Source organism: Bradyrhizobium sp. 138, from assembly GCF_023074075.1.
In the GTDB taxonomy this organism is placed as follows: Bacteria; Pseudomonadota; Alphaproteobacteria; order Rhizobiales; family Xanthobacteraceae; genus Bradyrhizobium.
In genome coordinates, this window is record NZ_JADPKT010000089.1 from 62,218 (window position 1) to 73,666 (window position 11,449).

The window sequence follows — 11,449 nt, forward strand, 5'->3', positions numbered from 1 at the left end:
CTCCCCGCCGGAGTGTCACGTTTGAAACGCGCAAGCTCCGGAGAGTCTTTGGAGTTCGCATGACGCTGAAGGCTTTGCGCAAAAGTGGGGAGGAGTGGTCAAACAAGCGGTGCAGATTTCGAGATTGGCAAGGAGCGGCTTTGAAAGTTTGTATTTGGGCGGAATCTGCGAGAATAGCTCCCCGGCAGGGGCGCGGTGCTCTCGAAACATTGTTCGAAGAAGTGAGGTAACAGCGTGGCTGATGCTAAGCGGGTTCTGATTGCCGGCGCCGGTCCGGTAGGAATGGTGGCCGCTGCCACACTGGTGAAGCAGGGAATCCCCGTTACCGTCCTGGAAGCGGCATCTGATCTCAGCACGGAATCCCGGGCGTCAACTTTTCATCCGCCGACCCTCGACATGCTCGAAGATATCGGGGTGGCGAAAGACCTTGTTGCGCAAGGGTTGATCGCTCCGACAGTCCAGTATCGCAACAGCGAGGGGCCCATCGCGAACTTCGATTTCGGTAATATTTCCGATCTCACAGGTTATCCGTACCGGCTGCAGTGCGAGCAGTACAAGCTGACACGCATCATCGCCAAGGCATACGGGACGCATCCGAACCTCAGCATCGAGTTCGACTCCGAAATACTGGAAGCACGCCAGGGGGAGGACGGAGTATCGGTAAAGGTCCGCAGGCCGGATGGTTCGATAGAGCAGCACGAGGGCCTCTGGCTGATTGGTGCCGATGGTGCCAGCAGCGCCGTTCGCAAATCGATTGGCGTCACGTTCGATGGGTTCACCTGGCTGGAGCGTTTCCTGGTCGTCTCGACTCAGTTCGATTTTCTCACGATCTTTCCCGATCTGGCCTCGGTGAGCTATGTGGCGGACCCCGTCCAATGGTACTTCCTGCTCAAGGTGCCCGGCATGTGGCGAGCGATGTTTCCGATTGGTCCGGAGGTGCCGGATGACGAAGCGGGAACCCTACAATACGCAGCAGACACGCTCGCACGGCACTTCGCCATGGCTGCGACTGCGCCGATAGATCACGTCACGCTATACCGCGTGCATCAGCGCGTGGCGGCGACATTCAGGTCAGGCCGTGTATTTCTTGCTGGCGACGCGGCTCACATCAACAACCCTCTTGGCGGGATGGGCATGAACGGGGGCATCCATGATGCCGTCAACCTCTGCGGCCGGCTCACGAAAGTCTGGCGCCGCGAAGCAGATCTCTCCGAGCTCGACCGCTACGATCGCCAGCGCCGCCTTGTGACTCTGGAATACGTTCAGAAGCATACGATCGCGAACAAGCGGAACCTCGAGTCGCGGGATCCCTACGAGCAACAATCGTTCCGTGAGGAAATGGCGCGGACGGCGGCAAATCCCGAACTCGCCCGCAACTATCTGATGAAAATTTCAATGCTCGCGAGCCTGAAACGCGCGGCCGAGCTCGGATGAGCGGTAACGGGGGAAAAGATGGCGACACATGATCTCTCACTCCGGTTCCTTCGGAGTGCACGTTGGGAAGCACGAATCGTCACGATCAACCGGTGTGTGATCGCCGGATGGACGGGAAGAGATCGTGTCGCGCTCGAAGCGCACATCGCGGAGCTCGAGAAGATCGGAGTCAGTCGACCGGGATCTGTCCCGATCTTCTACCGTGTATCGGCCTCGCGCCTCTCGATTGCCGAGACGATCGAGGTAATCGGCAAATCATCCAGCGGAGAGGCGGAATTCCTGTTGCTCCAGAGCGGCGGAAGGCTCTGGGTAGGGGTCGGCTCCGACCACACCGACCGCGAGGCCGAAGCCATCGGGGTCACGCTCTCAAAGCAGATGTGCGACAAGCCGATAGCGAGCGAGTTCTGGGCTTACGACGACGTCAAGGAACACTGGGACGACTTGATCCTCCGCTCGTACGCCGTGAACGACGGAAACCGCGTCCTGTACCAGGAAGGAGCCCTTTCCGCGATTCGGCCACCCGAGGAGCTGATTGCCCTCTATGCCGCCGGCGGAATGCTCTCCGATGGCACGTTGATGTTTTGCGGTACGCTCGCTGTGCATGGCGAAATCCGATCCGCGCAAGGGCTTGAACTTGAGCTCAGCGACCCACGGCTTCGTCGGTCAATCCGGAAGACCTACCAGGTCGAGCAGTTGCCGGTACTTGGCTGACGTTGCGCCTTTTTATGTTGGAACTAAGTAGAGGAGCCCTCATCGTGCCCGTACAGAAATCGCATGACGAGTTTTACACGCTGGACATGGAGTCCGGATGGGAAACCCCGACTAACTATCCGTCAGGAATCAAGCAGAAGATATTGTCGGGCGCGCTTGATGAGCCGCACCGTCGCGGCAGCCGCACCAGACTTCTCAAGTTCGATCCGGGAACGTTCACGACCGCTCCATTCGTTCACGAATACTGGGAGGAAGTGTTTTTGGTGTCCGGCGATCTCACCGTCGGAAACGACGAGCAAGGAAAGGGTGGGCAGGGATTCGCTCCGTTTACCTATGCTTGCCGCCCGCCGGGCGCATTTCACGGCCCATTTAAATCGGAGCGTGGCTGCCTGTTGCTGGAGATTCACTACTTCGACCCTGCTTAGGCGCAGTAGCGGCGCGGCGCGCAAGTGCGCTCGCGATCAGGAGCTATCCGATCGGCGATGACGCCGAGGGGCGTCTTTCTCCAGATTGCTCTCCGTGCTTCATCTTGGCGCCATCCGGATCGCGCCATCGAGCCGGATGGTTTCGCCATTGAGCATCGCATTTTCCGCGATGTGAACCGCGAGGGCCGCATATTCGTCGGGGCTGCCAAGCCGTGCAGGGTGTGGCACCTGCTTGGCGAGACTGGCCCTCACTTCCTCGCTCAATCCCATCAGCATCGGAGTAAGAAACAGGCCAGGCGCGATGGTATTCACCCGGATCCTGATCGAAGAGAGATCGCGCGCAATGGGCAGCGTCATTCCGGCGATGCCCGCCTTTGAGGCAGCATAGGCGGCTTGGCCGATCTGTCCATCGTAGGCGGCAATACTGGCCGTATTGATGAAGACGCCACGTTCCTCAGCTTGCGTCGGTTCGGCTGCGAGCCTCTGTGCGGCAAGGCGGATCACATTGAACGTCCCGATCAGGTTAACATTGATAACGCGCGCGAACTGGTCGAGAGGGTGGGGGCCGTCTTTGCCGAGCGTGCGCTTGCCGCCGCCGCCAATCCCGGCGCAGTTGACCAATACGCGCGCCACGCCGTGTGCCGCCTCGCCCTTGTCCAGAGCGGATCTCACTTGTTCCTCGCTGGAGACGTCTGCGACAGCACTTATACCCTGAATCTCCGCCGCGACACGTTCGACATTGTCTCGACTGATGTCGATGACGGTCACTTTCGCGCCTTTGCGCGACATGGCGCGCGCCGTTGCCGCCCCAAGGCCCGAACCGCCGCCTGTTACGATTGCCGGAACGCCGCTCAAATCCATGAATTCCTCCTGATCAACATTGGCGCGAAGATTTCGTTTCAATACGTTGAAAGCTCGGTGTCTCAGAGCGAAAACTTCGAACAGCTTTGTTGCACTTTTGAAGCTCTGTCCGTGGCCACAACCTCCGCCGCTTGACGAGGTCGGCTGCCCGACCCTTTCGTTCATAGTCAGCGCCCGCTCACTGAAGCGGAACCTGAAATGTCCTATGAAATGTTGTCGACGTGTCGCGATTGTCACTACAGCGCCGCGGTCGCGCCTTGAGAAATCGGCAATGATCTCGCGTCAGTCATCGGATTCAGTTCGTGCCGCGGCTATCGCGACGGGTCGGCTCCTGGAAAAGAGGCTCGTGGATCAATTTCTGCTATCGAGCGAGCACAAGCGCCCGCATCAGAGCAAGTCCAACCCTCCCGTACAACCCTGCTTGAGCATTTCGAACTTGCCACCGATCGAGAGGAGCAGCTTCCGACCGACAGCGTACGGTCAGTCCGAAAGTTGAAGGTGACAGACCGTGCAATTGGGTTATCGACGCTAATACACCGGGGGACGCTTCTGTCGGATGACCGTCGCGGATCAAGCAGGCTTGTTGTCGAAGCTTGCCATCAACGCGGCGCCTCATTTGGTCGCCCCGCTACAGCCGGCAGTGCTTGCGATTAGACCCGCCCGCAGCAGATGAACTTCCCTGGATGCTCAACCATTCCGTTGGTGGCGGCGAAAAACTGCATCTCAAACGGTTCGGCCGTTAGATCGCTGCGCGCCCATGGCACATTTCGGTGCAAAACCTCCCCGTCGGAGTGTCAGTTTTCAAGCGCGCGAGCACTGACCGAAGAGTCTTTGGAGTTCGCATGACGCTCAAGGATTTGCGCAACAGTGGGGAGGAGTGGGCAAAATGACTTTTGATTTTCGAGCGCCTGTGATTGGCTCTGCCGAGGCCCTGCGTCTTGCGAGCGCGTTCCGGCGTGGCGCAACGCGTCGCGACGTGATCAGGATGTTGATGGCGGCCGGCATGTCGGCAGCGGTTGCCGGCACCACCGCGAGCTTTGCCGAGACCGCACATGCGCAAACCCCGCGCCGCGGTGGCAAGATCAGGGTTGTGGGCGGATTGACTTCGGCCGTCGAGACGCTCGACCCTGCGAAGGGGTATATGGGGACCGACTGGTCCCGCGGTAGGATGTTCTACAGCGGGCTTACGGTGCTCGATGAGACCCTGACCCCGCAGCTTGCGCTCGCCGAGGAGGTCGCATCCAGCGAGCGAGCGACGGTTTGGAACATCAAGCTGCGTCGAGACGTGCGCTTCCACGATGGCTCCCTGCTGACCTCCGCCGACGTCGTCTACTCACTGCGGCGGCCCAGGAATCCGGCGCTCGGCTCGGGCTTCCGCATTTTCGCCGAGCAGATGGAGGAGATCACCGCGTCCGGACCGCACGAGGTGCGCATCCGCCTCTCCGGGCCGAATGTCGACCTGCCGGTCATCCTCGCCGCGGCCGGCGTCGTGGGCTTCCTCATCGTCAAGGACGGCACCACAGACTTCCGCACTGCGAACGGCACCGGCCCCTACAAGTGCGCGGAGTTCCAGCCTGGTGTGCGTTCGATCGCCGTACGCAACACCGAGTACTTCAAGGCGGGCAAGCCCTATCTCGATGAGATCGAGATGTTCGGCATCGCGGATGAGCTGGCGCGTATCAACGCGCTGCTCTCCGGCGAGGTCCATCTCATCACCGGGGTCACTCCGCGCTCGGTGCAACGGATCACGTCGGCCCCGAATCTCGCTCTGTTCGAGACCAAGGGGGGGAGCTACAACCCTCTCACCCTCAAGCTCGACACTGCGCCCGGATCGAATCCGGACTTCGTGCTGGCCGTCAAGTATCTGCTCAACCGCGAGCAGATTCGCCGGGCGGTCTACCGCGACTACGCAGTGATTGCCAACGATCAGCCGGTCGACCCGAGCAATCGCTTCTACGATCCGGGCCTGCCACAGCGACCATTCGATCTCGACAAGGCACGCTTCCATCTGCAGCGCTCCGGGTTCGCGAACCAGACCTTCCCGATGGTCGTCTCGCCGGCGGCCCCCAATTCAGAGGAGATCGCGCAGCTCGTGCAGCAGACCGCCCGCCAGATCGGGCTCAACTTCGACCTGCAGCGCGTGCCGGGCGACGGCTATTGGACGAGCCATTGGATGAAACATCCGATCTTCTACGGTAGCGCTGCCGCGAAACCGAGCGCGGATGTCATCTTCACGCAGAACTTCCAGTCTCAGGCGCCCTGGAACGAGAGTGTGTTCCGCAACGAGCGCTTGGACAAACTGCTGCTCGAAAGCCGCGCCGAGGCGGACGACAACAAGCGTCGCGAGATGTACGGCGAGATGCAGCGCCTCGTGCACGAGGGCTCCGGCGTGTGCATCCCGGTGTTTTCCAGCACACTCGACGCCCACGTCAGGAACCTGAAGGGCCTGCGGCCAATCGCGATCAGCCCCATCATGGGCTACAACTTCGCCGAAAACGTCTGGCTCGACCAGTGAACGCGGTTGCAGTAACCTCTGAGCGCCGCCAAACGAGCGCCGGCACAGCGCGAGCGACGGAACGACCATGACTAGGGCGGTGCTGCATCTCGTCCTTCGCTAGGATCGCAACTGCGATCCTGACGCTCGTCTTCGTCTCGGTAGTGGTATTCGTCGGCACCGAAATTCTGCCTGGGACGTCGCGGAGGCGGTTCTCGGGCAGAACGTCGAAGCCACGTTGACAATCGACCCGTTCGGCGCTCTCAAAGCTGACGCGGCGGCCTTGCTGCACCGGAAGCCTTCGAGCAGGTTCACGTCAAGCAGCGTGGCCTAGAGTTCATCCGTTATGAGATCAATGTGCTTAACTGGGAGAGGCTGCTTCACACCGGGACGCCAGCATTGTTCACCGAGAGATCCAGCCCGGCCAAGCGCGGACACCGCGTAAGAGACCAGGGCTTCAGCCGAGGCCGCATCTTTCACGTTGCCCGGCGCCGCATGACGTTCCCGACTGAAACTCAGTTCCTTGACGGCTTGTGGTCCGCGTGGATCGTCCGGCAGGAAATTCAAAGCGACGGTCGCCCCAGACTTGGCGAGCATCTTGCCGTGCCCACTCCGAGGCCGCTCGCACCGCCGGTCACAAGACACTACTTTGGTTCGATTGGTTCTTGAGGTCTCTTGTTCCCCTCAAGGATAAGAATAGCGCACATCTCGGGTAATCCGACACGCTATGCGATGCGGGCGTTTCCCATCATTGCGGAGAACATTCAGAGGCTTTTAAAGGGAATGACACTACAAAATGTAGTAATCTGAGGTGTGGTTATTGAGCTTGTGCCGAATAACGATCAGAGGCGGCGTTGCGATTACGTTCGGCATTTCCCAGAGCGGGCTGTCATGCGGAAGTGGTTCCCGCTCAAACACATCCAACATCGCGCCCGCTATTGTTCCCGCTCGCAGAGCGTCGATCAGCTCCGACTGCACGACGATGTTGCCCCTTGCAACGTTGATAAGAAAAGACCCGCGCCTCATGTCTGCGATTTCAGCAGCGCCAATGAGCCCGACCGTCTCCGGCGTCGCTGGAAAGCTAGAACCACGAAGTCGCAAAGCGCAAGCAGATCCTTAAGTTGATCAGAGCCAAACACCTGATCCACACCTTCTACCCGGGCGCAAACGTCTCGCCTTGCGCCCAGAACTGTCATTCCCGCGCTCTTGGCCCGACGAGCAATAGTCTTACCAACTAGGCCCAACCCAACTACGCCGAGCGTCATTTCAGCCAGTGGTGTATTATAACGTGGATTCCATTTTCGTTCAGCCTGTTCGCGCAAAACCCTACGAAAATCCCAATGTAGCATAACAGCACCAGCCATGACGTAATCTGCGATATTGTCACCATGAATGCCGGGTATGTTCGTCACCGTTATATTGGAGACATCTTCACGAAAGAGCGATGCGGAATCGAACCCCGCACCTAAAAACTGAAACCAACGCAATTTCTTAGCGTGGTTCAACACTTCGGTTGGAAAGCGAAAACCTATCAAGGCGTCCGCCTCGCTAATGTGCTGATATAGACGATCAAGGTCTGGCGCCACGATGGCCCGCACTTGTGGGAATTGTGCCCCGATTAGTCGGGCATAGTCTTCCGCATCAGCGTGGTTGATCACGATTGTAAGTGCTGGGTGTTTTCCGCAGGACATCTCTTCCTCTATTGCGCGACGGAGCTTCAAGAAAGCGAGACGGACGTAGGTTCCGCCCCGCTTCGTGTGCAAAGCTCTCTAATCCTGCATGAGGCGTCGATCTAGGGATAGTCGAATTCGTGAAACGGGCGAAGGCCGCTGCTTTGAGTTTCGGTGCTTCGCGCTGGTCAAACTTCTCTTTGGCCCAGTTCGCGATACTGCCACCCTCAACAGGCGCCCCATCGCTGATAGATGGGCTGCTGAAATCGATGCTGGCGCGAATGCGATCACGAACTACCAACTTCCGCCGCACGCTATTTAACGAGCGACTCCATGAATGAAGCCGCTCTACATGCTGCCAGCTCCTTCTGCCTCCTGATCGGTCGCTCAGGCTTGGCCATCGTTTTTCATTTGACAGCTACTGCCGCCAATCTGTGCCCCGACTTTCAATCTGGCGCAGCGCCGCGCGCCATTCAAGCGTACCCCATTCGGAAGATGCATGCCGGGTTTTGGCGTGACTAACGAATTCCTCAACCACTCCGGGATCGATGGCCGCCGGCTCTTCACCGAAGCTGCGTGCAATAACCTCAACTTCGCAAGAGCGGGATAGTAGGTACATTCTTAGGAGCGCGGCTTGATGAGTAGCGCCGACCGTAAGCAGGCCATGGTTGCGCAGAATAAGACAGTCCCCGTTCTGAGAGGTCAAACCCAGCGCATCTCCCTCCTCACGACCAATCGAACCATACTCATGGTAAGCTAATTCGCCGTAGATCTCGAGAACGTCTTGACTGATAGGCCTCAACCCCCGCTTCAGCGTTGAAACCCCGGTGCCTGCCAGACTATGCGTATGAATGACGCAGTTTACGTCGGGTCTGGCCCTATAGATACCGCTATGGATTACCAGGCCTGCTGGGTTGAAAGCTCCACTATCGGTATAGACGTTGCCCTCGAGATCCATCTTCACAAGGCTCGATGCAGTAACTTCGCCGAATAGGTCGCCGTAATTGTTGATTAGAAAGCAGTGCGGCTCGTCTGGCACGCGGATCGATAGATGGGTATAAATCGAGTCAGTCCAACCATAGAGCTCACACATCCGATACATTGCAGCCAAGTCGCAGCGGACCTGCCATTCGGCGTCAGTCATGTTAACGCCATTATCTCGAGCGACTCTATTCATCACGCTGGATCCTGTTTACTTGTCACTTGGCTAAAGGAAATGAGTTGCAGCAGGTAGTACTTCAGCACGGACATTGTCATCAAGCAGCAGACATTCACAGCGGCAGGCACCAGTATTGTAAGTGTCCTGACCACGAGAGTGAGTGGCGTACCAATGGCTGCAGTTGAGCAAGGTGCCGCGCACGCATTCGCCCAAAACGATTGGCGCGGATGGGCGTTATATCGATCCTAGGCATGCGGCTGCAGTTCCGTGGATTGGTGCTGGGATCGGCGGTCGCTAGTTGCTCCGGCACCATCGGGTCTGACGTTGAATTACCTAGGAATTACCTAGATCCGATCTTCGCGCAGTGTACCAGGATTCAATATCCTGATTAATGCAGGGAAGGGCGCATCGGCGCTTAAATTCTTCACACGCGCATCGTGCAACGAAGTTTTTGCCTCTGCCCGTGCGTCCACTATTTGCTAAGATTGCTCCGAGGAGGTCGGCCCATGTGCGATGACCGAAGGTTTGAGCGCAAACCAGCTCCAAAAGATGGCTTCCGATATACAAAGGGGGAAGGGCGCGTGCTGGAGGCCCGCTGGATTGTTGTCATTATCTAGGCGGGTGTTCGTAGATTTTCCGCAAAATATGCGGTGGCTATCGCAAGTGACGATGAGGCAGGTTTTGCCGCTGCGCCGCGGAAACTAGCGGCCGTGGTGACGCGAGCCGATGGCGCAAACGCGCGATGAGTCCGCAACACGCGCCCAACACTATTTCGCGAGTGCGCTATCTAATTGACCTTCGCTGTTTCGTCTCACCACAAATTCGGGACGCGTCCCTATCGCCGATCGGAAACGGTCTCCCAAGATCTAAATCGAAAATCTGCATTCGAGACGGCTAATTCGACAATCCACTGCGTCCAAGGGGGTTCTATTTGGCGGAAAGCTCCCGCCGCTTGTGTCAGTATCCCAAAAAGTGCGACATATCGATCCGATCCCCCCGCTTTGGCCTCGGGATGTGCGGAAATTCGGCTACAGCGGGCTGACGGTGGCTCCGGCGTGTGTATTCCGGCGTTTTCAAGCATTCTGGACGCCCACGTCAGCAATCAGAAGGGCCTGCGGCCAATCCCGAGCGGCGGCATGTGGCTACAACTTCGCCGACAACCGCTGGCTGGACCAGTGAGCGTCGTTGCAGCATCCTGGTAGTCGGCGGCATGGCCTACCCAGCGGGGAAATGGCGATGAGCACACAAGGGTTGCCCGCCTGGTCTCCTCCAGGATCGCGATCGCGATTTCAGAAAGAGATCAGCTCAGAGGGCACGCTTGCCCTCGCGGCTGAACAGAATGGGAATGCGTGTATCGCTCGAGTAAAACAAACCCGCTGAAAGGCATGGGGCGAGATGCAAGGTGTGGTAAATGTCGACGACCTGCGCGAGCTGGCTAAGAAGCGGCTACCCAAAGTTGTCTTTGACTTCATCGAGGGCGGCACTGACGACGAGGTCGGGCTAATCACTAACGCACGGGCCTTCCGACAGATGCGCATCGTCCCGCGCTACCTGATCGACATCAGCGTACGCGACCAGTCAACGAAGCTTTTCGGCCGCACTTATTCAAGCCCGGTCGGCATAGCGCCGACCGGACCGGCGGGCCTGTGCCGCCGCGGCGCTGATATGATGCTGGCAGAGGCGGCGCGCGACGCGAACGTACCCTTTATCATGTCGGGCGTCAGCTCGAGCACGATCGAAGATCTCGGGAAACTAGCACCTGACCACGGCTGGTATCAAATCTACTCGGCCGTTGACCCATCTATCTCCGAGGACATGATCAAGCGAGTAGGAGACGCCGGGCTAAAGACCCTGGTGTTCACCGTGGACGTGCCGGTAGGTTCCAACCGCGAGCGCAGCATCAGGCGCGGCTGGGGCGCCCAGCTAAAGCTGACCTGGAAGACAAAGTTCGAAGCGCTGTGCCATCCGGCGTGGATGATGGAGTGGTTGCAGCACGGAAGGCCGTATCTCGACAATTGGACGCGGTATGCAGGTCCCAATGCGAGCGCCAAGAAGGTAGCGGATTTCGTCTGGTCCCAATTTCCCGCGCCGATGACCTGGCAGCATGTCGAACGTTATCGTGAGCTGTGGAAGGGCAATTTCGTTCTGAAGGGAATTATGCATCCCGACGATGCCTTGCGCGCCCATTCGATTGGTATCGATGGCATCATCGTGTCCAACCATGGCGGCCGCCAGCTCGACAACACGCCATCACCGCTAGAGGTGCTGCCGACGATTTGCCATGCATTGGGTGATAGAATGCCTGTTATGCTTGATGGCGGTGTTCGCCGTGGCCTTCACGTTTTGATCGCTTTTTGCATGGGCGCCAAGTTTGTGTTTCAGGGGCGCCCGACGTTGTATGGCGTGACGGCGGGTGGAATTGCCGGCGCGGCAAAGGCATTGGCGATCTTCCGCCGCGAGATCGACATTAGCATGGCCCAGATCGGCGCAACGCGGCTCGTTGACCTCAGCCCGCAGTTCTTGATGCGGAAAGAGGCTGTCATGCCGCGAAGAGGTAGCTAATACCAACACAAAAGATGCAAATTTGAGCATCACATGATGGTAACCGGCACGAGGCCCCCACCTCGCGGTCGTGAGCTTGGTCTGCGATACAGCCTGGCATGAGCTGATCGTTGGGAGTGAATCGATGGCAGAT

At 58.5% G+C, this 11,449-nt stretch carries 9 protein-coding genes; 5 read left to right on the forward strand and 4 right to left on the reverse strand.

The genetic code is table 11. The features are described from left to right. The first annotated feature begins 234 nt into the window (after positions 1–234). From IVA79_RS31230 to IVA79_RS31240, 3 genes are read left to right on the forward strand one after another with little or no spacing between them, the layout of a single operon-like run. Complete coding sequence (locus IVA79_RS31230; RefSeq protein ID WP_247560369.1) at positions 235–1,434, forward strand: FAD-dependent monooxygenase; 1,200 nt, start codon at positions 235–237, stop codon at positions 1,432–1,434. Between the two features lie 18 nt (positions 1,435–1,452). Next, on the forward strand, positions 1,453–2,145 hold the full coding sequence (locus IVA79_RS31235; RefSeq protein WP_247560371.1) for a DUF2848 domain-containing protein: 693 nt from the start codon (positions 1,453–1,455) through the stop codon (positions 2,143–2,145). A gap of 44 nt (positions 2,146–2,189) precedes the next feature. Then, positions 2,190–2,570 (forward strand): cupin, encoded by a 381-nt coding sequence (locus IVA79_RS31240; RefSeq protein WP_247560373.1) that lies wholly within the window; start codon positions 2,190–2,192, stop codon positions 2,568–2,570. Between the two features lie 99 nt (positions 2,571–2,669). On the opposite strand, the gene IVA79_RS31245 is transcribed toward IVA79_RS31240, so the two are convergent. Next, positions 2,670–3,431 carry an SDR family NAD(P)-dependent oxidoreductase gene (locus tag IVA79_RS31245; RefSeq protein ID WP_247560393.1) on the reverse strand — a complete coding sequence of 254 codons (762 nt, stop codon included), beginning with the start codon at positions 3,429–3,431 and terminating at the stop codon, positions 2,670–2,672. An 886-nt stretch (positions 3,432–4,317) separates the two neighbouring features. Here IVA79_RS31245 and IVA79_RS31250 point away from each other — a divergent pair. Then, the gene (locus IVA79_RS31250; RefSeq protein ID WP_247560375.1) at positions 4,318–5,946 is read left to right on the forward strand and encodes an ABC transporter substrate-binding protein; all 1,629 of its coding nucleotides are present in this window, start codon (positions 4,318–4,320) and stop codon (positions 5,944–5,946) included. A 309-nt stretch (positions 5,947–6,255) separates the two neighbouring features. Here the strand turns inward: IVA79_RS31250 and IVA79_RS31255 are convergent, their stop codons facing one another. The 3 genes from IVA79_RS31255 to IVA79_RS31265 form a co-directional block, all read right to left on the reverse strand. Further along, positions 6,256–6,522 (reverse strand): hypothetical protein, encoded by a 267-nt coding sequence (locus tag IVA79_RS31255; RefSeq protein ID WP_247560377.1) that lies wholly within the window; start codon positions 6,520–6,522, stop codon positions 6,256–6,258. A gap of 425 nt (positions 6,523–6,947) precedes the next feature. Next, the gene (locus IVA79_RS31260) at positions 6,948–7,616 is read right to left on the reverse strand and encodes an NAD(P)-dependent oxidoreductase (protein WP_247560379.1); all 669 of its coding nucleotides are present in this window, start codon (positions 7,614–7,616) and stop codon (positions 6,948–6,950) included. 397 nt (positions 7,617–8,013) lie between these two features. Beyond that, the gene (locus IVA79_RS31265; protein ID WP_256465673.1) at positions 8,014–8,772 is read right to left on the reverse strand and encodes a class II aldolase/adducin family protein; all 759 of its coding nucleotides are present in this window, start codon (positions 8,770–8,772) and stop codon (positions 8,014–8,016) included. A gap of 1,377 nt (positions 8,773–10,149) precedes the next feature. On the opposite strand from IVA79_RS31265, the gene IVA79_RS31270 reads away from it, so the two are divergent. Further along, a complete protein-coding gene (locus tag IVA79_RS31270; protein WP_247560383.1) occupies positions 10,150–11,316 on the forward strand; it encodes an alpha-hydroxy acid oxidase in 1,167 nt (388 codons plus the stop codon). Positions 11,317–11,449 lie beyond the last annotated feature (133 nt).